Source organism: Mycobacteroides chelonae (assembly GCF_016767715.1).
Classification (GTDB): domain Bacteria; phylum Actinomycetota; class Actinomycetes; order Mycobacteriales; family Mycobacteriaceae; genus Mycobacterium; species Mycobacterium gwanakae.
Genome location: NZ_CP050145.1, coordinates 2,013,405 through 2,035,802, shown reverse-complemented (window position 1 = coordinate 2,035,802; position 22,398 = coordinate 2,013,405). Strand labels below are relative to the sequence as shown.

Annotated in this window: 20 protein-coding genes; 2 read left to right on the top strand and 18 right to left on the bottom strand. The window is 66.2% G+C overall.

Annotated features, from left to right (window positions below):
• Window positions 1-43: 43 nt before the first annotated feature.
• The 17 genes from HBA99_RS10110 to HBA99_RS10030 all read right to left on the bottom strand — a co-directional run bounded on the left by HBA99_RS10110 (window position 44) and on the right by HBA99_RS10030 (window position 19,768).
• Window positions 44-685 carry a cell division protein SepF gene (locus tag HBA99_RS10110; protein WP_030095506.1) on the bottom strand — a complete coding sequence of 214 codons (642 nt, stop codon included), beginning with the start codon at window positions 683-685 and terminating at the stop codon, window positions 44-46.
• An 88-nt stretch (window positions 686-773) separates the two neighbouring features.
• Window positions 774-1,484, bottom strand: coding sequence for a YggS family pyridoxal phosphate-dependent enzyme (locus HBA99_RS10105; protein ID WP_070916199.1), 711 nt, complete (start codon window positions 1,482-1,484; stop codon window positions 774-776).
• A complete protein-coding gene (gene pgeF, locus HBA99_RS10100) occupies window positions 1,484-2,191 on the bottom strand; it encodes a peptidoglycan editing factor PgeF (protein ID WP_030095504.1) in 708 nt (235 codons plus the stop codon). The genes HBA99_RS10105 and pgeF overlap by 1 nt, the downstream gene beginning before the upstream one ends.
• A gap of 37 nt (window positions 2,192-2,228) precedes the next feature.
• Window positions 2,229-3,380 carry a cell division protein FtsZ gene (ftsZ, locus tag HBA99_RS10095; protein ID WP_030095503.1) on the bottom strand — a complete coding sequence of 384 codons (1,152 nt, stop codon included), beginning with the start codon at window positions 3,378-3,380 and terminating at the stop codon, window positions 2,229-2,231.
• Between the two features lie 209 nt (window positions 3,381-3,589).
• Window positions 3,590-4,534, bottom strand: coding sequence for a cell division protein FtsQ/DivIB (locus HBA99_RS10090; RefSeq protein ID WP_064408568.1), 945 nt, complete (start codon window positions 4,532-4,534; stop codon window positions 3,590-3,592).
• A complete protein-coding gene (murC, locus tag HBA99_RS10085; protein WP_030095501.1) occupies window positions 4,531-6,003 on the bottom strand; it encodes a UDP-N-acetylmuramate--L-alanine ligase in 1,473 nt (490 codons plus the stop codon). The genes HBA99_RS10090 and murC overlap by 4 nt, the downstream gene beginning before the upstream one ends.
• Window positions 6,000-7,160 carry an undecaprenyldiphospho-muramoylpentapeptide beta-N-acetylglucosaminyltransferase gene (murG, locus tag HBA99_RS10080; protein WP_109494107.1) on the bottom strand — a complete coding sequence of 387 codons (1,161 nt, stop codon included), beginning with the start codon at window positions 7,158-7,160 and terminating at the stop codon, window positions 6,000-6,002. The genes murC and murG overlap by 4 nt, the downstream gene beginning before the upstream one ends.
• Before the next feature lie 45 nt (window positions 7,161-7,205).
• Window positions 7,206-8,783 carry a putative lipid II flippase FtsW gene (gene ftsW / locus HBA99_RS10075; RefSeq protein ID WP_070951094.1) on the bottom strand — a complete coding sequence of 526 codons (1,578 nt, stop codon included), beginning with the start codon at window positions 8,781-8,783 and terminating at the stop codon, window positions 7,206-7,208.
• An 11-nt stretch (window positions 8,784-8,794) separates the two neighbouring features.
• Entirely contained in the window at window positions 8,795-10,261 is a 1,467-nt protein-coding gene (gene murD / locus HBA99_RS10070) for a UDP-N-acetylmuramoyl-L-alanine--D-glutamate ligase (RefSeq protein ID WP_070951095.1), read from the bottom strand.
• A gap of 6 nt (window positions 10,262-10,267) precedes the next feature.
• Window positions 10,268-11,347: a phospho-N-acetylmuramoyl-pentapeptide-transferase gene (gene mraY, locus HBA99_RS10065; protein ID WP_030095497.1), complete on the bottom strand. Its 1,080-nt coding sequence runs from the start codon at window positions 11,345-11,347 to the stop codon at window positions 10,268-10,270.
• On the bottom strand, window positions 11,344-12,828 hold the full coding sequence (locus tag HBA99_RS10060) for a UDP-N-acetylmuramoyl-tripeptide--D-alanyl-D-alanine ligase (RefSeq protein WP_070951096.1): 1,485 nt from the start codon (window positions 12,826-12,828) through the stop codon (window positions 11,344-11,346). Before HBA99_RS10060 ends, mraY begins: the two co-directional genes overlap by 4 nt.
• Window positions 12,821-14,395, bottom strand: a complete 1,575-nt coding sequence (locus HBA99_RS10055; protein ID WP_070951097.1) for a UDP-N-acetylmuramoyl-L-alanyl-D-glutamate--2,6-diaminopimelate ligase — start codon at window positions 14,393-14,395, stop codon at window positions 12,821-12,823. The genes HBA99_RS10060 and HBA99_RS10055 overlap by 8 nt, the downstream gene beginning before the upstream one ends.
• 99 nt (window positions 14,396-14,494) lie before the next feature.
• Entirely contained in the window at window positions 14,495-16,423 is a 1,929-nt protein-coding gene (locus HBA99_RS10050) for a peptidoglycan D,D-transpeptidase FtsI family protein (RefSeq protein WP_070951098.1), read from the bottom strand.
• Entirely contained in the window at window positions 16,420-17,403 is a 984-nt protein-coding gene (ftsL, locus tag HBA99_RS10045; protein WP_070916205.1) for a cell division protein FtsL, read from the bottom strand. Before ftsL ends, HBA99_RS10050 begins: the two co-directional genes overlap by 4 nt.
• Complete coding sequence (gene rsmH, locus HBA99_RS10040) at window positions 17,400-18,356, bottom strand: 16S rRNA (cytosine(1402)-N(4))-methyltransferase RsmH (protein WP_234797099.1); 957 nt, start codon at window positions 18,354-18,356, stop codon at window positions 17,400-17,402. Before rsmH ends, ftsL begins: the two co-directional genes overlap by 4 nt.
• Window positions 18,357-18,567: 211 nt before the next feature.
• Window positions 18,568-18,999 carry a division/cell wall cluster transcriptional repressor MraZ gene (gene mraZ, locus HBA99_RS10035; protein WP_030095491.1) on the bottom strand — a complete coding sequence of 144 codons (432 nt, stop codon included), beginning with the start codon at window positions 18,997-18,999 and terminating at the stop codon, window positions 18,568-18,570.
• 361 nt (window positions 19,000-19,360) lie between these two features.
• On the bottom strand, window positions 19,361-19,768 hold the full coding sequence (locus HBA99_RS10030; RefSeq protein WP_070916207.1) for a DUF3040 domain-containing protein: 408 nt from the start codon (window positions 19,766-19,768) through the stop codon (window positions 19,361-19,363).
• Window positions 19,769-20,045: 277 nt separating this feature from the next.
• On the opposite strand from HBA99_RS10030, the gene HBA99_RS10025 reads away from it, so the two are divergent.
• The gene (locus HBA99_RS10025) at window positions 20,046-20,708 is read left to right on the top strand and encodes a GNAT family N-acetyltransferase (RefSeq protein ID WP_070951099.1); all 663 of its coding nucleotides are present in this window, start codon (window positions 20,046-20,048) and stop codon (window positions 20,706-20,708) included.
• Window positions 20,705-21,385 (top strand): LppM family (lipo)protein, encoded by a 681-nt coding sequence (locus HBA99_RS10020; protein ID WP_030095488.1) that lies wholly within the window; start codon window positions 20,705-20,707, stop codon window positions 21,383-21,385. Before HBA99_RS10025 ends, HBA99_RS10020 begins: the two co-directional genes overlap by 4 nt.
• On the opposite strand, the gene metF is transcribed toward HBA99_RS10020, so the two are convergent.
• Entirely contained in the window at window positions 21,360-22,340 is a 981-nt protein-coding gene (gene metF / locus HBA99_RS10015) for a methylenetetrahydrofolate reductase [NAD(P)H] (protein ID WP_070951100.1), read from the bottom strand. The two genes, HBA99_RS10020 and metF, sit on opposite strands and share 26 nt — an antisense overlap.
• Between the last annotated feature and the right edge of the window lie 58 nt (window positions 22,341-22,398).

The window sequence follows — 22,398 nt, the reverse complement described above, 5'->3', positions numbered from 1 at the left end:
AGAAGATGCAGTTCGCATCTTCTCGCCCGAATTCGTCAGAGGTCTACTGGTAGGAGTAGAAGCCGCTCTCGGCGATCCGGCGGCGCTCCTCGGCGCTGACGTCGATATCGGCCGGAGACAGCAGGAAGACCTTCGTCGCCACCTTGTCGAACGAACCGCGCAACGCGAACGCGAGTCCGGCCGCGAAATCCACCACGCGCTTGGCATCGGCGTTGTCCATCGACACCAAGTCCATGATGACCGGGGTGCCGTCGCGGAACCGCTCACCGATGGTGCGTGCCTCGCTGTAGTCCTTGGGGCGCAGCGTGGTGATCTTGGACAACGGGCTGCCCTCTTCGAAGATCGCGGCGCGGCGCGGATCCATGGCCAGCGCGCCACGGGTGGGAGCGCTACCCCTCAATGAGCCCAAACGCGGTGCCGGACGGTCGAACTCACGCGGCGCTGGGTGCCGTGCGGCAAAGCGATCCTCCTCGGCGTAACCACCAGGACCACCGGAACGGTAGCCGGGCTCGTCGTAGCCGTACTCGGCATCGTCGGCGAACCGCTCGCCACGGCGCGGGTACCGGCGATCCTCGGCGGACGCGCGCCGGGGCGCATGCGCGTCGACGTCGTCGTAGTACTCGTCGTCGTAGTCGTCCATGGGAGCCATGCCGAAGTAGGCCTTGACCTTGTGCAGCGTGCTCATCGCGTGACCTTCCGTGCGTGGGCTATATGGAGTTCAGTTGTTCGCTCGGTCTCTACAGCTGTGTTGCAAATGTGACTGGAGTGACGATCTACCGTGACGTTAGCGGTCGTTGCCCCATCAGCGCCGTTCCGACACGCACACAAGTGGACCCATATTTAATGGCGGTCTCCAGGTCGTTGGACATTCCTGCCGATAAGTGATTCGCCTGCGGATAGCGCCGCCGAACGCGTTCGTGTTCTTGCTGGAGTCGGCGAAAGGCCTGGTCGGCATCGGCCTCACGAGGAGGCAGAGCCATCAACCCGGCAAGCTCGAGATGCTCGCTGGCGACCACCTGCGCGCACAGCTCGTCGACTCCGGCCACGTCAGCGATATCCACTCCGCCCCGAGCGGTATCGCCATCGAGGCTGATCTGGAGGTACACGTGCAGTGGCTCGCTGCTGTCCCCCGCCGCGCGCGCTGTGTCCAGCGCGGCGACCAGCCGCGAATTGTCCACCGAATGCACCGAATAGGCCCAGTGGGCAACCGATTTCGCCTTGTTGCGCTGCAGATTGCCCACCATGTGCCATTGGATATCCGCATGGCCCACCTCCGCCACCTTGGCGGCAGCCTCCTGATCCCTCGACTCCCCGAACGCGCGGCAGCCCAACGAGTACAGCTCCTGGACGTCGGCCGCCGGGAAAAACTTGGTGACGGGCAGCAGTTCGATCTCTTGCGGGTCGCGGTCAACAGCCTCGGCGGCAACGCGGACTCGCTCGCGCACCGCTGCCAGTGCGGTGCTCAGCTCATCGGCACGCGTCATCAACTGAGCCAGATCACCGAGGCCAGCCGGCCGGTACGCGGCTCACGGCGATAACTGAACAAATCCGGGTCCTCGACCGTGCAGCGCGGATCGATGTCGATGGCCCGCACACCCAATCCGGAAAGCTGCCGGGCGATTCCGGCCCGCAGGTCCAGGCCCGGCGTGCCGGCGCCGGTCGTAGTGCGACTCCCCGGCAGCGCCGTCTCGACATCCGCGGCCATATCGGCCGGCACTTCGTAATACCGGCCGCTTACCGCCGGCCCGAGAAAGGCCGAGATACGGCCTACCTCCGCACCGGCTTCCACCATGGCTTCGACGGTGCGCGGCACGATGCCGAGTTTGGCGCCGACCCGACCGGCGTGGGCACCCGCGATGACTCCCGCGCTCGCATCGGCGAGTAGCACCGGGACGCAGTCCGCGGTCAGGACCGCCAGCGCGATACCGGGTTCGGTGGTCAACAACGCGTCCGTGTCCGGGATAACCGATGTTCCGGGCCCCTCGACGCGGTGCACGTTGTCGCCGTGAACCTGCTGCATCCAGATCAGATGATCGTCCGGCAAGCTCAGCGCACCCGCGAGGCGTGACCGGTTAGCAGCCACCGCATCGGGGTCGTCACCAACGTGATCGCCGAGGTTGAAACTGTCAAAAGGCGCACGTGACACGCCACCGCGCCGGGTGGTGGTGACACGTCGAACTCGAAAACCCATACGTCAGAGGGTAGTTCGTCGGTTAAGTAGCAAGCCGTCAGCGCCGCATGAACGGCGGCACATCGACATCGTCCTCATCGCCGCCACCGAGCGTCACCGTAGAACCGTTGGTGTCCCTGGGCAGGCTCTGTGCGTCGATCGTGTCGAAAATGCTGGTCCCGTTGGAACCGTTGACCTGGCCGGCCTTCCCGGGGGCCACCGTGCCAGGCGCGGCCGTACCGCTGATCGGCTTGCGGCTGGGGCCACCGGCGTCGAAACCTGCGGCGATGACGGTGACGCGCACCTCGTCGCCGAGCGAGTCGTCGATGACGGTTCCGAAGATGATGTTGGCTTCGGGATGCGCCGATTCCTGCACCAGCGAGGCCGCCTCGTTGATCTCGAACAGACCCAGGTCGCTGCCACCGGCGATCGACATCAGCACGCCCTGAGCACCTTCCATCGAGGCCTCGAGAAGCGGTGAATTGATGGCGGTCTCGGCGGCCTTGAGCGCCCTGCCATCGCCACGGGAGGACCCGATGCCCATCAGGGCGCTCCCCGCGCCGGACATCACGCTCTTCACGTCGGCGAAGTCGACGTTGATCAGACCCGGCGTGGTGATGAGGTCGGTGATGCCCTGAACACCGTTGAGCAACACCTCGTCGGCGCTGCGGAACGCGTCCATGAGCGATACCGCGGCGTCGCCCATCTGCAGCAGGCGGTCGTTGGGAATGACGATCAGGGTGTCGCAGCTTTCCCGCAACGAGCCGATACCGAGCTCGGCCTGGCCGCTGCGGCGCTTGCCCTCGAAGGAGAACGGCCGGGTGACCACGCCGATGGTCAGCGCACCGAGCTTGCGGGCGATGCTGGCCACCACGGGTGCGCCACCGGTTCCGGTGCCACCACCCTCACCGGCGGTGACGAAGACCATGTCGGCGCCCTTGAGGAGCTCCTCGATCTCGTCCTTGGCGTCCTCGGCGGCCTTGCGGCCCACGTCGGGGTCCGCACCCGCACCCAGGCCGCGCGTGGAATCGCGACCGACGTCGAGCTTGACGTCGGCGTCGCTCATCAGCAGCGCCTGCGCATCGGTGTTGATCGCGATGAACTCGACCCCCTTGAGGCCGTGCTCGATCATGCGGTTGACGGCGTTGACGCCGCCGCCCCCGATGCCGACGACCTTGATCACCGCGAGGTAGTTGTGTGGAGGCGTCATGGTCGCCTTCCTCCCTGGTTGCTGCCGTGGTCTGAGTAGCTGGAGCCTCTCTGCAAACTCTCAACCTCTACCTCAGGCTTAGAGTTATGTCAGGTTGTCCCGCTGAAACAGAACGGTAGGGGGCGCGGTTAGCCGCGCCCGGGAGGCGCGCCGATGGATCGCTGGATTTTCCCGTGGCTATTTCTGGAAACCGCGAGCAGTCCGGTCGCCTACTTGACCGTGGGCAGGTCCGGGCTGGACACGTCGTACATGCGACCGGGCTGGGTAAGCAGGGCCCCCAGCTTTTCCGCCTTCTCCGCGGTGCGGTCGGTGGTCCCCCAGACGATGGTGCGACCGTCGTCGAGAGTGAGCGTGATCGACGACACCGACGGCGCAGCGATCTTGGCGACCTGTCGCGCCAGGTCGGGTGCCAGCGAGGTGAGAACCTGCAGTGCCGCCTTGGTCGTCGGGTCCTGCGGGCCTGGAGCCACCACGTCCAGCACCGGAATGCCCGGCGGCGGCGGTTCGTTGGCGAAGTCCACCCCGTCGCGGTCGATGAGGTGCGTCCCGTCGCCGCCCGCCCACGCCGCGACCGGGACCCGTTCGACGATGGTGACGCGCAAGGTGGACGGGTACTCGCATTGCACACGCGCGCTGGCCACCCGGCGGATGCTGGCCACCCGGTCCGCGGCGGCGGCGGTATCGATCTGCAGCAGCCGCGTGCCCTTGGTGATGTTCAGTTCCCGAAGGACGTCCTCTTGGGTGACCACCCCGGTGCCGGTCACCACGGTCTGGCGCACGGACATCAGGGGCGTGAAGTACAGAATCGCCCCCAGCCCCACCGCGATCACAGTGAGCAGCACCGCGAGCAGCAGGGTGTGTAAACCCTGAACCTTCCCGCGTCCCGCGCTCTTGCCCTGATCTACCTGCTTGCCCTTGGCGGCCGCCTTCGCCTCACGCCGCGCCTGTTCCAGGGCGATGGCGCGCCGCTGTGCGTCGCGGCGCTCCATCCGCTCGCGCCTGGCCCGCATCCGCGGCCCCTCGGCGGACTCGTCGGCGTCCGCCTGCTCGGCACTGGCATCCTCGTCGATCGCCTCGGCAGCGGAATCCCCGACCTCGTCAGACACCGGAGCCGACTCCGCTGCCTCCTCGGAAGTCTTGTCCGGCTCGCTCATTGACCGTTCCTCGGGGGCGGCCAGTCATTGGCACGCGCACGCAACGCGCGCACGATCTCCTTGCCCTGCAGCGTGACATCGCCCGCACCCATCGTGATCACCAGGTCCCCCGGCGCCGTGGCCGCGGCGACATGCGCAGCCACCGTCGACAGATCGGGCAGGTAATGCACCGGCACCCCAGAGATCTGCTCGACGATCAACGCACCGCTGACACCCGGCAGCGGTGCTTCGCGCGCCCCGTAGACATCGAGCACGAACACCAGATCGGCCACGCTGAGCGCCTCGGCGAACTCTGTTGCGAAAGATGCTGTGCGGGAGTACAAGTGGGGCTGAAAGACGACAACGGAGCGGCCAAAACCCTGTTGCGCGACGATTCCGGAAACCGCCTGCAGCACCGTGCGGACCTCGGTGGGATGGTGCGCATAGTCATCAAAGACCCGGACGCTCTCGACTTGACCGACCAATTCGAATCGGCGGCGCACACCTTCAAATCCGGCCAGCCCATCGAGCACATCCTCGACAGAGGCCCCGATCTCGGCGGCCGCCACCACAGCGGCCAGCGCGTTCAGGGCCATGTGCCGACCCGGCACCGACAGTCGCATGGTGCGCGAGGTCTTCTCGCCCGCCAGCTGGATCTGTGCGAACGCTCCGGTGTCCTTGAACTGCCAATCACGCAGCCACCCGGCCACCGGGACACCCGCGGCGTCGGCCTGTTCGGCGCTGCCGTAGCCGCGTACTCGTAGGCCGCGCTCGTGGGCCCGGCGTGCCAACGCCGCGGACCCCGGATCATCCAGGCACACCACCAAGACCCCTTCGGGGCCTAAAGTTTCGGTGAATTCGTCGAATACTGCGGTATAGGCCTCGACGCTGCCGAAGTGATCGAGATGGTCCGCCTCGATGTTGGTCACGACGATGAGATCCGGCCGGTACTGCAGCAGCGAACCATCACTTTCGTCGGCCTCGGCCACGAACACGTCCCCACTGCCGTGGTGGGCGTTGGTGCCGGCCTCGTTGAGTTCACCGCCGACCGCGAACGATGGGTCGTATCCGCAATGCTGCAGCGCCACAATGAGCATGGAGGTGGTGCTGGTCTTGCCATGCGTTCCGGTCACCATGAGGGTGCGGTATCCGGCCATCAGGTCCGCGAGCACAACCGGGCGCAGCAGGACCGGTATTCCACGCCGATGAGCTTCCACCAGTTCAGGATTCGTCTTGGGAATGGCCGCGTGGGTGGTGACCACCACGGTGGGACCGCCCGGCAGCAGATCCAAGGCGTCGCCGTCGTGGCCGATATTGACCAGGGCACCGCGGGTACGCAGTGCGAGCACGCCACGAGATTCCTTGGCATCGGAGCCCGATACCTGCGCTCCCCTGTCCAGCAGGATCCTGGCGATACCTGACATTCCGGCACCGCCGATGCCGACCATGTGCACGCGGCGCAGATGCTCCGGGAGTGGGCCGATGTTCATCGCGATGCACTCCGTCCCTGAGATCGCTGCTGTCGTGCGACATCGAGCGCCACCTGAGCCACCTGCCGTGCGGCGTCCGGATGTCCCGACAGCGCGGCGGCCGACGTCATCTCGGCAAGCTTGCCGGAATCGGAGGCGATTTCGATCACCATGTGTGCCAATGTCTCCGGAGTGAGGTCACGGTCGGCGACGATCACACCGCCTCCGGCGTCGACGACCGGCAGCGCGTTGAGCCGCTGTTCGCCGTTGCCGATGGGCAGGGGCACGTAGATGGCGGGCAACCCAACCGCCGAGACCTCGGCGACGGTCATCGCGCCAGATCGGCACACGGCAATATCGGCCGCGGCGTAGGCCAGGTCCATGCGGTCCAGGTATGGCAGGGCCACATATTTGGGGGCACCCGGAACATCCCGCGGACCGCCCTGTGGCAGCTCGATCGTATTCTTCGGCCCGTGTGCATGCAGCACCGAAACCCCGGCAGCGGCAAGGTCATTGGCTGCGGCCGCGACGGCATTGTTCAGGGACACCGCGCCCTGGGACCCGCCGAATACCAAGAGCACGAGAGCATCGTCGTCGAATCCGTAGTGAGCGCGCGCCTCCTGCCGCAATGCGGTGCGATCCAGCGCCGTGATCGATCCACGAACCGGCACCCCGACCACCTCGGCATGGCGCAGCCCCGAATCCGAGACGGCCGACAGCACGCGCTGCGCGCGGCGCGCCCCGACCCGATTGGCAAGGCCGGCACGTGCGTTGGCCTCGTGAATAACCACCGGAACACGAGGACGGCGCAGCGGTCCTCGGCGGGCCGCCAGATAGGCGGGCAGCGCCACGTAACCCCCGAAACCGATGACCACGTCCGCTCCGACGTTGTCGAACACCGCCCGGGTCTGCCGCACTGCCCGGCGCACCCGCAACGGCAGCCGCACGAGGTCGCCGGTGAGGCGGCGCGGGAGCGGCACCGGCACGATCAGTTCTAGGTCGTACCCACGGTCGGGCACCAGCCGCGTCTCCAGGCCACGCTCGGTACCCAATGCGGTGATCCGCACCGACGGGTCGATCTCACGCAGAGCGTCGGCAACCGCCATGGCGGGTTCGACGTGTCCCGCGGTACCGCCGCCGGCCAGTACCACCGAAAGCGGCCGAAGTTCGTCACTCACTCCGGGAGCATCCTTTCGGTCTGGCGGCAATCACATGTTCAGCAGCTATCGATGGCTTCGGGCCCGTGAACTCCCGGCCCGGGATTGCTCACGGGACCGGCCGCTCGCGCGCGTGCCCGAGGCCCTGCGCACCTGCTGTACCTGCCTATGATGCCCTGCGTCGCTGTCGGTACGTGCACGTGGCTTGCGCTTGCCCCCCTGCGCGGAGTCTTGCTGCCAGGTGCGCTCGGGCCGCCGATCGGCAGTCTCGGCGCCTCGTCCGGCCGACTTGGCGCGCAGTCGATCGCGTGCGGTGTCGATGCGCGGCGCCACATACGGCTCCGGCGCCGGGAGCCGCAGCAGCCTGTTCATCCGGTCACCCGAACCCGCACGCAGTGCGGCGACAGCTTCGGGTTCGTGGCGCGCCGCGTTGGCGATCAGACCGATCATGAAAAGGGCTGTGGCCGTGGCAGTACCACCCGAAGAAATCAGCGGCAGCTGGATGCCGGTCACCGGCAGTAGGCCGATCACGTATCCGATGTTGATGAAGGACTGACCGATGACCCACATACCGGCGGTGGCGGTCAGCATCCGCAGGAACGGATCGGCACTGCGTTTGGCGATGCGCATGGCGGTGTACGCAAAGACACCGAACAGCGCCAGCACCCCCATGCAGCCGACAAATCCGAGTTCCTCGCCGATGATCGCGAAGATGAAGTCGTTGTGGGCGTTGGGCAGGTAGTGCCATTTCGCCGACCCCTGCCCCAGACCCTGGCCGAAGAAACCGCCCTGGGCCAGCGCGAATCGAGCCTGACGCGACTGATAACCGGTGGCCTGCGGGTCCGCCGACGGATCCAGCCACGCCTTGACCCGATCAGAGCGGTACCCGGCAGAGACGGCAAGGATGGCCGCGGCCAGTACGGCGGCGATCACCGAACTGAGGAACACCTTCAGCGGCAGCCCGGCATACCAGAGCAGCGCCAGCAAGATGATGCTCATGGAGACCGTCTGCCCCAGGTCGGGCTGAATGACGATCAGCACGAGGGCGATGAGCGCGGCCGGCACCAACGGAACCAGCATCTCGCGCAGCGAGGCCTTCTCCATGCGGCGCGAAGCCAACAGGTGCGCACCCCAGATCGCGAAGGCGATCTTGGTGAGCTCCGAAGGTTGCATGGACATGCCACCGTAGACGAACCAGCCACGAGAACCGTTGGAGTACGTGCCGATTCCGGGCACCAGCACCAAGGTGATCAAGACGATGGTGAAGACGAATGCCGGGAACGAGTACTTGCGCATCACCCGGATCGGCGTGCGCAGCGCGATGTAGAAACCGACCAGACCCACGCAGACCCAGAGCACCTGCTTGCCGAACACCGCCCACGCAGACCCGTCCACGTCATAGGACTCAACGCCGGATGCGGACAACACCATGATGAGGCCGAGTGTGGTCAACAGCGCGGCCGTCGCGATGATCAGGTGAAACGACGTCATCGGCCGGTTCAGCCAGGCACCCAAACGAGTCCGGGCCACCAACCCAGCGGCCTTCGCGTCGGACGATTTCTTGGCGGGCTTGGCCGCCGTCTTCGCCGCGGCGCGGTCCTCGGAGCGGAAAAACCTGGTGAACGGAGCGGTCAGGGTCGACACGGCGCTATTACCTAACCGGTAAGTGCGCGCACCGCCGCGGCGAATCGATCGCCACGCTCGGAGTACCCGCTGAATTGGTCGAAGGATGCGCCGGCCGGAGCCAGCAGCACGGTGTCGCCAGGCCGGGCCACAGCGCTGGCGTGCCGGACAGCCGCGGCCATGACCCGGGTACCCAGATCAGCGCCACCCCCATCCGCCTCATCAGTCACATAGACCACATTTGCCTCTTGCACCCCAGCATCCTCGCGCGTCACAACCGCAACAACGGGTACATCCGGCGCGTGTCGCGCCAAAGCCTCAGCAATCACACCCCGATCGGTGCCGATCAGCACAACCGCACCGAGCCTGTCGGCACATTCGCGCACCAGATCATCGACCGCCGCTCCCTTGAGCAACCCCCCGGCAATCCAGATGACGCGCCGATAGGCCGCGATGGACGCCGCGGCCGCGTGCGGATTGGTGGCCTTCGAGTCGTCCACGTAAGCAACATCGTGGCGCTGCGCCACCAGCTCGGCACGGTGCCGCCCCACCTGGAAGGCCTCCAGCGCCCGCGCGACAGCCTCCGCGGGCGTACCCACCGCACGCGCCAGCGCGGCGGCAGCCAGCGCGTTGAGCACACCGATCGGGCCCGCGACCGGAAGCTTGGCCACCTCGATCAGGGGTACATCCGGCCCGAACGCCCGGTCCACCAGCAGGCCGTCACGCACTCCGAGCTCCCCGGCCCCGGGTTCACCGGTGCGGAACCCGGCCTTGATCGGTGCCGCCGCGCCGGAAAGCAGTCCGGCCGCCACCCCGTCATCGAGACCGACGACGGCGACCTCGCCGTCGAGCACTCGCGCCTTGTCCCGGGTGTAGGCGTCCATTCCCCCATGCCAGTCCAGGTGGTCCTCGGCCACGTTGAGCACCACGCCGGCCGCGGGCCGCACCGAGGGCGCCCAGTGCAGCTGGAAGCTCGACAGCTCGACAGCCAGGTAGTCGACATCGCGATCCAGCACGTTCAGCACCGGGTCGCCGATGTTCCCGCACAGCGCACTGGTGCGGCCCGCGGCCGTCAGCATGTCGTGGACCATGGCGGTGGTGGTGGTCTTTCCGTTGGTTCCGGTCACCACCAGCCATCGCTTGGGCGGCCCAAACCGGCCGGAAACATCCAGACGCCATGCCAATTCGACATCACCCCAGATGGGCAGCCCGGCATGCACCGCGGCCAGCACGATCGGCGAGGAAGGACCGAAGCCGGGACTGACGATCACCAGATCCTGATCGGCCATGTGGTGCTGCGCCTCGGCGGTGGTGAGCGCCCCGCGCCCCGCATCGCGATGACGCCGCAGAGCGTCCTCATTGTCGTCGCAGACGGTAATACGCAGGTCGAGGTCGGCCAGTCCCGTCAACGCCGCGACGACAGCATCGCCTGTGACGCGCGCGCCGCAAACCAGAACCCTTGCTCGGCTGGGCAGTTCGGCCATCTCGGAAACGGTCATGGCCGGTTAGTCACCGATCGTGGCGAGCCACTCGCCGTAGAACAACGCCAGACCGAGGCCGCAGGCAATCGCGGTCAACAGCCAGAACCGGATGATGACTGTCGTTTCCGCCCAACCCAATAGCTCGAAATGATGGTGGAACGGCGCCATCCGGAACACCCTGCGGCCGGTGGTGCGGAACGCGGCGATCTGCAGGACCACCGACACGATCTCGGCGACGAACAGTGCTCCCAGCACCACCGCGAGCAGCTCGGTTCGGGTGGTCACCGACAGGCCGGCGATGATGCCGCCAAGAGCCAGCGATCCGGTGTCCCCCATGAAAATCTTGGCGGGTGCGGCGTTCCACCACAGGAACCCGATACATGCACCCGCCGTCGCCGCGGCGATCACCGCAAGGTCCAGCGGGTCGCGCACGTTGTAGCACGCCACACCGGGATGCGTGGAGCAGGCGTTGCGGTACTGCCAGAAGGTCACGATGACATAGGCGCCGGTCACCATGGCCATGCATCCGCCGGCCAGCCCATCCAGTCCGTCGGTGAAATTGACCGCGTTCGACCACGACATCACCAGGATCACGCAGAAGAGCACGAAGATCACGGCGGGCATCGCCACGGTGGCGATCTCACGCACGTAGGACAGCTGCGCACTACCGGGCGTCAACCCGTCCGTATTGCGGAACTGCAGCACCAGCACGCCGAACACCAAGGCCGACAGGATCTGACCGACCGTCTTGGAGGTCTTGTTGAGGCCGAGATTGCGCGCCTTGCGAATCTTGATGAAGTCGTCGATGAAACCGACACCACCGAGCATGGTGGCCAGCGCAAGCACCAACAGCCCAGAGGCCGAGGGGCCATCGGATCCGAACGCAATACCGATCAGATGAGATCCGAAGTACCCGGCCCACATACCCGCCAGGATCGCGACGCCGCCCATCGAGGGAGTGCCACGCTTCTTCTGATGATGTTGCGGTCCGTCGTCCCGGATCTCCTGACCGAAGCCCTGCCGCGAGAACACCCGGATAAGCACCGGGGTCAGCATGATGGACACCAGGATCGCGATCCCGGCCGCGATGATGATCTGCCTCATGCGTCACCCACCTTCAGCAGCCCATCGGCCACGACCCACAGCCCGGCCGACCGCGATGCCTTGACCAGCACCACGTCACCGGCCGCCAGCTCGCCGGCCAGCAGTGTGGCGGCTGCCGCAGGATCGTCCACCAGCACCGCCTCGGACCCCCACGACCCCTCCATCACTGCACCCGCATGCATTGCCCGCTGCGACCTCCCGGTTCCGACGACTACCAATCGACTGACATCTAAGCGCACGGCGGCCCGTCCGATGCGGTCATGCTCGGATATCGCATCGGGCCCCAGCTCGGCCATCTCGCCCAGCACCGCCCAGCTGCGACGGGGCTGCGCACCGTGACGAGCCATCGACACCAGGGCCTTGAGCCCGGCCATCATCGAATCCGGGTTGGCGTTGTACGCGTCGTTGATGACCGTCACCCCGTCATCTCGGGTGCTGACCTCCATGCGGCGCCGCGAGACCGGACCAGCCCCGGCGAGCGCTTCGGCAACCTGTGCCAGCGTGGCGCCGCATTCCCGCGCGACCGCGGCGGCCGCGAGTGCGTTGCTCACCTGATGCTCGCCGTGGACAGCCAATTGAACCGGTACGGCCTCGTCACCGGCATGCAGGGTGAAGCGAGCCCGCGCCAGGCCGTCGACGCTCACGTCTGTCGCCCAGATATCGGCGCTGCCGTGCGCGCTGGTGCGGACCACCCGGGCCCGGGTCTTGGCGGCCATGGCGGCCACCGCCGAGTCGTCAGCATTCAGCACCGCCACGCCATCACTGGAAAGTGATTGCGGCAGTTCACCCTTGGTGTCGGCAATGGCCTGTCGCGAACCGAACTCACCCAGGTGCGCCGTACCGACGTTGAGCACCACACCGATTGACGGCGGCGCGATGGCGGCCAGGTCCGCGATGTTTCCGGGGCGTCGAGCCGACAGCTCCAGCACCAGAAACCTGGCCGAATCCGTCGCACGCAGCACGGTCCAGGGATGACCGAGCTCGTTGTTGAAGGATCCGGGTGGCGCCACCACCTCACCGAGCGGCTCGAGCACCGCGGCGATGAGATCTTTTGTCGACGTCTTGCCAGACGAGCCGGTGACGCCCACGATGCGCAGCCCCCGCCCCGAGAGCCGGCGGGCCACCTCGGCCGCCAGCGCTGCGGTGGCGGCCAGCACCGCGGCACCCGACCCATCCGAATCATGTTCCAGCGCAGATACTTCGGTACGCGCTATGCCAGTCGGCGGCACCACGATGGCGGGCACACCCACCGGCCTGGCGGCCAGCACGACCACGGCACCCGCCGCGATCGCACCCTCGGCATGATCGTGACCATCAACCCGGGCACCCGGCAGCGCCAAGAACAGTCCACCGGGTCCCACCTGGCGTGAATCGAATTCGACGGTGCCCGTGACGGTGGTATGCAGGGCTTCCTCGGCACTGATTCCGTCGAGACGTCCACCGACGATCTCCGCGATCTCGGCGACAGTCATCTCAATCATTCAGACTCCCGAGTCCTTTCGAGCTTTCCAGCCCTTCCAGCGCGACACGAAGCTCCACTCGATCATCAAACGGGACCGAAACCGCGCCGACGCGCTGCCCGCTCTCGTGCCCCTTGCCCGCGATCAGGACGGTGTCCCCCGGGTGCGCCCACCGTGCGGCGAAGCCGATAGCAGCACGCCGGTCGCCGATCTCGATCACCTCGGCATCTGAACCAGTTGTGCCGGAGACGATTTCCGCGCGAATCGCGGATGGTTCCTCATCGCGTGGGTTGTCATCGGTAACCACCACGAGATCGGCCAGCTCGGCTGCCACCTGCCCCATATCGGCACGCTTGCCACGATCGCGGTTACCGCCCGCGCCGAACACCACCCCCAGCCGTCCGTCTCGATGGCTGCGCAGACTCTCCAGGACGGCGCGCAGGGCGCCCGGTTTGTGGGCATAGTCGACAACGGCGAGAAACGGCTGGCCTGCGACCACCGACTCCATACGTCCGGGCACACCGGCGATCGCGATCCCCGGCGCCGCAGTCACCGCTGCGATCCCGAGCAATTCCAAGATCGCAATGGCCACAAGACAATTGGCCACATTGTAGTGACCCGGCAATGCGATACCGAGCTCAACGCTGCCGGCCGGACCATTCGCGGTAAACCGCTGACCGCCGTCGGGGCCGCCCGCCACGTCCGAGCAGGTCCAGTCCGCGACGGCACCGGCGCCCGAGCTCACCGTGACGGTGCCGGGACCCGCCGCGCGCGCCAGTTCGGCCATGGCACGCCCGGCGTCATCATCGACACAAATGACCGAGCGCTGCGCCCGCTGCGGCGAATCACGCTGGAACAGCCGAGCCTTCGTCGCGAAGTAATCCTCCATACTGGGATGAAAGTCCAGGTGGTCTCGCGAAAGATTCGTGAACGCCCCCACCGCGAAACGCGTACCGTCCACACGGTTGAGGGCCAGCGCATGACTGGAAACCTCCATGACCACGGTGTCCACGCCACGCTGCACCATCTCGGCCAACAACTCCTGCAGAGCGGGCGCCTCGGGTGTGGTCAGGGCGCTGGGGACATCCTCGCCGTCGATGCGTACCCCGACTGTGCCGATGAGACCGACCCGCTTGCCCGCCGCCCGTAGCCCTGCCTCGACCAGATAGGTGGTTGTGGTCTTCCCGGAGGTTCCGGTGACACCGACCACCTCCAGCTGGCGGGAAGGCTCCCCGTAGACCTTCGCCGCAAGCGCACCGAGGACCGCGCGCGGAATCGGATGGACCAATACCGCGATATCCGAGAAATCCGGGCTCTGCCCGGCCAGCAGCTGCGCCCCGGCGGCGTCCGTCAGCACGGCGGTAGCTCCCGCAGCGATCGCCTCGGACGCGAACTGTGCGCCATGGGCGCTACTACCGGGCAGCGCCGCGAAGAGGTCACCCGCCCGCGCGTCCTGGGCTCGCAGCGTGACGCCGGTGACGGTCGCGGCACTGGGCCCACGCAGTTCCGCCGAGATCAATGAGGCGAGGTCGGAGACCGGCTGCGGGCGCGTTGAGGGAAGGAACCGGTGGGTTCCGGATGCCGCCACCTGCGATCACCTCCTGCCGTTCTTCTGCTGCCCATGGCCTCCGGGCGTCAAACGACAGTACCGGGCGAGCAGTCGTCCCCTCATCGGATGAGGACCGGCTCAGGTCGCCTGCAAGATCAACGGTGGTCCGGGATCGGGTGACAACGGCACGTTTTGGCGCCGCATCAACCACGACGCGATGTTGTGGAACAGCGGGGCCGCAGTCATGTGCGGCGATCCGTCGGACCCGCGTTTCGGCGCGTTCATCTCGATACCGATGACGTACCGGGGATCATCGGTGGTGGCGATGCCCGCGAAGGTGATCCAGTAGACGTCGTCGAAGTAGCACCCACAGGCCGGGTTGATCTGCTGGGCGGTGCCGGTCTTGCCGCTCAGCTGGTAGCCCTCGACAGCGCCGGACGCGCCGGTGCCGTTCTGGATCTGACGCGCATCCGGTTGCAGCACCGCGCGCAGCATGTTCCGCACGGTGCGCGCGGTTCCGGCGTTGACCACCTGTACCGGCTCGGGGCGTGGCTCTTCCTTACGGGTGCCATCGGGTGTGGTGATGCTCTTGACGATGCGCGGCGGCATCCGCACTCCGTCGTTGGCGATCGCCTGATACATACCCGTCATCTGCAGCAGCGTCATCGACAAGCCCTGGCCGATCGGCAGGTTCGAGAAGGTGCTGCCCGACCACTGCTCGATCGGCGGCACGATGCCCGAGCTTTCGCCGGGCAGGCCGACGCCCGTGCGCTGGCCCAGACCGAACTTGTCCACCAGATCCATGAACCGTTCCGGGCCGACCCGCTGGGCCAGCATCAGCGTGCCCACGTTGGACGATTTCCCAAAGACACCGGTAGTGGTGAACGGCACTGTTCCGTGTGGCCACGCATCCCGCACGGTGACGCCACCCATGTTGATAGAACCCGGAACCTGCAAGACCTCATCGGGATTGGACAGATCGTTCTCGATCACCGCCGAGGCGGTGATGACCTTGTTGACCGATCCGGGCTCGAACGGTGAAGACACCGACAGATTGCCCATCTCGCGGTTGCCCTGCTTACCGAGGTTCTGCGACGGATCAAAGGTGTTGTCGTTGGCCATGGCCAGGACCTCACCGGTCTTGGAATCAAGTACGACCGCCGACACCGTCCGCGCCTCGGACAGGTCCTTGGCCTGCTGAACCTGCTGCTGCACGTAGAACTGGATGTCGTTGTCCAGTGTGAGCTCGACGGTGGATCCGTTGACGGCATTGTGGCGGTCCCGATAACTGCCGGGAATCACCGCGCCATCGGAGCCGCGGTCGTAGGTTTGGGAACCGTCCTTACCGGCCAGCGCGCTGTCCAGCGAATCCTCAAGCCCGAGAAGGCCGTACCCCTCCCAGTCGATGCTGCCCACAATATTGGCGGCCAGCGATCCGCCGGGATACTGGCGAATGTCCTGCCGCTCGGCGCCCACCTCGGGGAATTCTTTGACGATCTCGGCGGCGATCGCCGGGTCTACCGAACGCGCCAGGTACGCAAAGGTGTCGTCGCTGCGGATCTTCTTCAGCAGGCTCTTGGCATCGGGCTTGTTTCCGAGCTTGGCCGACACTCCGGCAGCGATATCCTGCAGCCGCCGTTCCGGATCGACCGCCCGTGTTTTCGCCGCCGCGGCCTTGACGGCGTCGCTCTTCCCGGGGTCCTGGAGGATTTTCAGGCTTTCCTCCCACGACTTCTTGAGCTGCTCACGAATCTTCTTCGGCTGGAAGGTGAGAGCACGAGCCTCGATGGTGAAAGCCAGTTTGTTGCCCACGCGGTCAACGATGGTGCCACGCAACGCCTTCTCGGTCTCGGTGACCTTCAGCTGTCCCGAGGCCTCGGCACGCAGACCCGCCGCGCGCGGTCCCTGCAGAGTGAACAACTGAAGGGCGACGACGGCCAACGTCAGAAAAATGATGATGTTGCCCGTGCGATGACGGAAAGCGAATCCAGCGGTCCGCGACACGGCAGACGCCGGACGCCGGACACGGCGAGCGCCGACCGGCCGGGAGCGATCCTGCCGGTTCACGCCGTCGGGTGGGGACTCGTTGTTGCCACGGGATTGAATTGTTCCCCGGTAACTGGAGAATTCGCGATATTTGATGCTTGCGGCGCGTCGGCCACAGGGGGCGGTATCACGGCGGCGGGGTCCGGTGCGGCGACCACAGGAGCGGGCATGACCGGAGCCGGCGGCGCCAAGACAGGTTCCTGCCCCGCAGGAGCTTCCACTACAGGCGCGGGTACCGCGGCCGGCGGGGGCATGTGGGGCACCACAGCCACCGGAGGCGGTACGGGTGGCAGCTGTACGGGGACCTCGACCGAGTTACCGGCCTTAGGAACGGCATCGGCGTCGTCGGGGATCACGGAGTTCAGCGGTGCCGGCGCAACACCCTCAGCTGGTTTCGGGGCGCCGACCAGCAGCCAATTGCCCTGCGGGTCCCGTACCAGATGCGCGATATCACGCGATGGGATCATGCCGAGGTCGCGCGCCGAATCCGCCAGCGCCGGCGCCGATTCCGCACGCAGCACATCGCGCTCGAGGGCTTCCTTACGTTGCAGCAGCTGCTCGTTGGTGCGCCGCTGAGTGCCCAGCTGATAGGACCGTTCCGCGGCGTCGGTCGAGAGCCACAATGTGATGGCCAAGCCGACACCCAGGGCACCGATAACCAACACAACGAATGGCACCTTGGCGATCCACACATGCGGCCGCAGGTCCACCTCGGAGAGGCGGGTAAGGATCCGTTCGCGTAGCGGTATCCGAATGACTTTGGGCGCTTTGGCCTTACGGGCCTTCGCGCGGGCCTTCGCCTGTTGTGTGCTGGTCGCCGGGCGGACCTTCTCGGGAGCCTTGCGCTGCACCGGGATCGGCATGGTCTGCGGGGCGGAACGGCGCGGACGCGGCGACGGGCCGGCGCCGACCGACTTGGGAGCGGCACCACGACGTTTAGCGGGCTTGGCGGGATTGCTCTTCTTGGGGGACTCGCCGGCTTTCTTGCGCACCCCAATCATGCGCTCCTCCTGTCCGCAACTCGTTCGATTGCCCGCAACCGCACCGGCGCGCTCCGTGGATTGACTTCTATTTCCGCATCGTCGGCCCGCTCGGCACCGCGGGTGATCGCCGCGAACTCCGGCGCGTCACCGGGCAGCTCGACCGGTAGGTCGATCGGTGACCGAGATGCGATGGCGGCCGCAAATTCCGCCTTGACGATCTTGTCCTCCAGCGACTGATACGCCATGACCGCGATACGACCACCCGGACGCAGCGCCGCCATGGCGGTAGGTATCGCAGCCGCAAGGGATTCGAGCTCGGCGTTGACTGCGATCCGCAGTGCCTGGAAGGTTCTTTTCGCCGGATGACCCCCGGTACGACGGGTGGCCGCCGGGATGGTGTCGTACAGCAGCTCAACCAACTGCGCACTGTGCGTAAAGGGTTGGGCGGCGCGGCGCCGAACGACCTCGTCTGCAATTCGCCGCGCGAAGCGTTCCTCGCCGAATCTACTGAGCACCCTGGACAATTCGGGTGCCGTATAGGTGTTCAAGATGTCGGCGGCGGTCAACTCGTCGTGCGAATTCATCCGCATGTCCAACGGGGCGTCGACCGAGTAGGCGAAACCACGATCGGCCTGATCGAGCTGCATGGATGACACGCCCAGATCGAAGAGCACTGCGTCAACCGAAGATGTTGCGCGGTAACCCAACTCGTCAAGCGCGTCCGCCAGACCGTCGTAGCGGGTATGCACTCCGGTGAATCGCTTCCCAAAGGCCTCCAGCCGCTTCCGGGCGATCTCAAGGGCATTGGTATCACGATCGAGGCCGATCACCGTCAGGCCCGGCAGCACGGAGAGAAAGTGCTCGGTGTGCCCGCCGGCGCCCAGAGTGGCATCGATCAGCACCGCACCCGCCCCATCCGCGGACCTGGCGGTCAGCGCCGGAGCGAGCAGCTCATAGCAGCGGCCGAGCATGACCGGAACATGGCCGAATCCAGCCCCGGAGCCAGCCGGAAAATCGTTGTCAGACACGGCGGTACCCCTCCGGGAGCGGGAAACGCCCCAATGGGAGCGCTGGTAGGTGCGAGGAGCCCGCGCAGCCCGGTCCCTGCCCGATGGTGCGAACCTGGCGTCGGGGAAGTACGCCAGGGCCGTATCGGACAGAGGCCGCGCTTCGCGGGCTCGCTCAGAAGATGCCATTGAGGGATTCATCGCTGGCCGCCGAGAAGTTCTCTTCGTGTTCCTCCAGGTACTGCTGCCACTTCGCAGCATCCCAAATCTCTAGGTAGTCAACGGATCCGATGACAACGCAGTCCTTGGACAAATCCGCGTATCGCCGGTGATCGGCGGACAGGGTGATGCGCCCCTGCGCATCCGGATGCTGTTCGTCGGTGGCCGCCGCCAGGTTGCGCAGAAAGGCACGGGCCTCAGGGTTGCTCCGAGAAGCCGTGGCGGCCTTACGGGCCAGCTGCTCGAACTCGGCCCGCGGGTAGACGGCGAGGCTGTGGTCCTGGCTTTTGGTAACCATCAACCCTCCCGCTAGCGCGTCCCGAAACTTGGCAGGCAACGTGAGTCGCCCCTTGTCGTCGAGCTTGGGCGTGTAGGTACCGAGAAACACCTCGACACCTCCCTGCCCGGAACCCTTCGGAGCTACCCTTCCCTCCGATAGGCGCCACTTTACCCCACAATCCCCCACTTTGAATCTGATTTGCCGCGTGTCTCCCCACCATGCGCCCACCAGAAGGTCGACGAATGGCTTCGACATGCTGTTTCCCCAGGTCAAACCCGTGGGGGCGAGTGGGGCACCGGTATCCGGACGAGTTGATAACGATTTGGCCTGCACGGGCGAACAGGCTTGCGAGCGATCACCCCATGGCGAGTCGTCCCAGAGTGGGACCGCTCAGGCAGCAACGCATACAGCAACAGACCCGCGCCGACTGCGCGGGTCTGTGAGTCCGGACTGCTTTAGATGAGGTTTGTCAGTTGTCGAAGCGGCGGCGGAACCGCTCTTCCATGCGCTGCGCGAACGATCCGGCGGCGCGGGGGCGACGGGTGCGGCCGCTAGATGCGCCCGATCCCCCTTGCCCGGCGGCACTCGCCTCGGAGCGCCGGCTTCCGATGATCGCGAAAACCGCGGCCCCGAACATGACGACGAATCCGATCACGCTCAGGACCGGGAAGTTTCCGATCTGAGTGGCGGGCACGGCGACACCGATCACCAACATCGCCAAGCCGATGCAGAAGAGCGCCGCACCCTGCAGACGGCGGCGACCGGAGGTCGCGCCCAGGCGTCCTCCGCGCACGCTCGACGCAAACTTGGGGTCCTCCGCGTACAGCGCGCTCTCGATCTGGTCGAGCATGCGCTGCTCGTGCTCGGAGAGTGGCATCGGTCCCTCCCTCTGGCGCATCGCAACCGGTTGAGTATGTCGTGTCGTTTTATCAAGGGTGCCGCGGTTACAACACCCTCACGTTCATAATACGAGGTGAATACCCGCTATACCACCCGGTTCACCCACCAATCTCCCAGCCACACCGACCGGGCAACCGACACGGCGCGCCGCGCCGACGGACTCGGCGAAAACAGAGACAACGCCCAGGAATGGGCAGAGCGTGATAAACCCGGCGGTACACCCGAAGCCCACAGAGAAACCAAGAGGACGCACGTTGACGACCTTCCTGGCCGACTTGTCGCAACGCGATATGCAGCGCAGGCTCAGCGAAGCGCTCCGTGTCTACGTCATCGCCATGGGCTATCCGCATGGCACCGAGGACCAGCGTGCTCCGATGTGGCTCGAACACAGCCGCAGACGGGGCTGGCAGGCGGCCGCGATCTTTGATTCTCCGGTCGACCCATCCTCTGACAGCGCCGGATCCGTCCAGGATCACATGGACCAGGCACGCATCGTCGGGATCGCCTATGGCTACCGCGGTGCCGCCGACCAGTGGTGGCACCAACAGGTCAGCCAGGGACTACGCAAGTCCGGGGTGCCCCGCGACCACATCAGCGCCCTGCTCGATCAGTATTTCGAGCTGACGGAGTTGCACGTCGACCCCGGACTCCAGGGCCACGGCTTCGGTGAGGCGTTGGCGCGGCGGCTGCTGGCCGGTCGCTCCGAATCGCATGTGCTGCTGTCGACCCCCGAGATCACCGGCGAGTCCAACCGGGCGTGGCGGTTGTACCGCCGACTCGGGTTCACCGATGTCATCCGGCAACACCAGTTCGCGGGAGACCCCCGACGATTCGCAGTGCTTGGCCGGGCTTTGCCGCTGGAACCCGGATATCGACAGGCCGACGTGACCGCCGTCTGGCACGATGAGCCGCGATGACTAGCCCTGGGCGTGCGGCGCGTATTGCCGCGGTGCTGTTGTTGACGACGTTGCCGCTGCTGTCGGGATGCGTGCGCGTCAAGGCCTCGATGACCGTCACCACCGACGATCACGTCTCGGGGCAGCTGATCGCTGTCGCCAAACCGCAAGGTAAAGACGACAAGGGCCCTCAGCTCGAACGCAACATGTCCTTCGCCCAGAAGGTTCAGGTCAGCGAGTACGAAGAGAACGGCATGGTGGGGTCGCGCGCCATCTTCAACGATCTGACGTTCGCCGAAGTCCCCCAGTTGGCCGGGATGAACAAGAACGCCGCCGGATTCGATCTCACCCTGCGCCGCAACGGCGATGTGGTGGTGCTGGAAGGCCGTGCCGATCTCACCGCACTGGAAGACACCTCAGATGCCGATGTGTCGCTGGCCATTTCGTTTCCCGGCGATATCGAATCCACCAACGGGGAGATGCTCGGCTCCGACGCCGTGCAGTGGAAACTCACTCCCGGCGTGGTCAGCACGTTCACCGCGACCTCCCGCTACACCGACCCCAGCACCCGCTCCTTCAACGGAGCCGCGATCTTCATAACGATTTCCGCCCTGCTGATCGGTGCCCTGGTGGCGTCCCTGGCCTGGCTGGACCGCGATCAGTCCCCTCGGTTTACGCCCGACCAGTTCCCGGAGTAACCCGCACTCCGAGGTTCTCCAGCACCTCGGACGTGGCCCGCGCGAAGTTCAGGGTCATGAAGTGCAGGCACGGAACACCCTCGGCGAGCAGCCGCGCTGCCATCGACGTGGCGACCTCGACACCGACCTTGCGGACCTCGTCGCGGTCCTCTTCGGGTCCATCCCCGGCGGCACGCAAGAGCTGTTCTTCCAGAGCAGCGGGCAGCGTGGACGAGGAGAGCTCCACCTGCCGGCGCACCGACCGCAGCGACGTAATGGGCATCAGCCCGGGAACGATCGGCTTGGCGCCCTGTTCGGGGTCGGCGGCCACCACCCGATCGCGCAGCCGCAGGTAGTCGTCGACGTCGAAAAACATCTGGGTGATGGAGTACTCCGCTCCGGCCCGCAGCTTGTTCACCAGATTGGCCGTGTCGCGCTCCAGATCGATCGCCTGCGGATGGCCCTCCGGGAAAGAGGCGACACCCACGTGGAAGTCGCCTAGGTCACGAACCAGCCGCACCAATTCCTCGGCATAGGTCAGGCCACCGGGGTGCGGAATCCATTCAGCATTCACATCCCCAGCCGGATCGCCCCGCAGGGCAAGGATATTGGTGATGCCACGGTCCACATATGCGCCCACCATGGCACGCAACTCATCGACGGTGTGCCCGACGGCCGTCAGGTGCGCAACCGGCAGCAAGGTGGTGTTCTCGGCCAGCTCACCGGTCACCCGCACCGTGCGATCACGCGTGGAGCCACCCGCTCCATAGGTCACCGAAACGAACACCGGCTGATACCGCTCGAAAACTCTTGCCGCCCGCCACAACCGCGCCTCGGCGGCCTCGTCGCGAGGCGGCATGAACTCCACCGAGAACGCGACATCACCCGGCTGAACCCCGGCCAGTCGATCGGCGATCGACCCCGGATCCTGCAGCTCGGCGACCGATGCGTCATGGTCGAGCGGGTTGGTTGTCACCCGTTCAGGATAGGTGGGATTACTCTAGGTTCACTCTCGGAGACCTGTAGGCATCCGG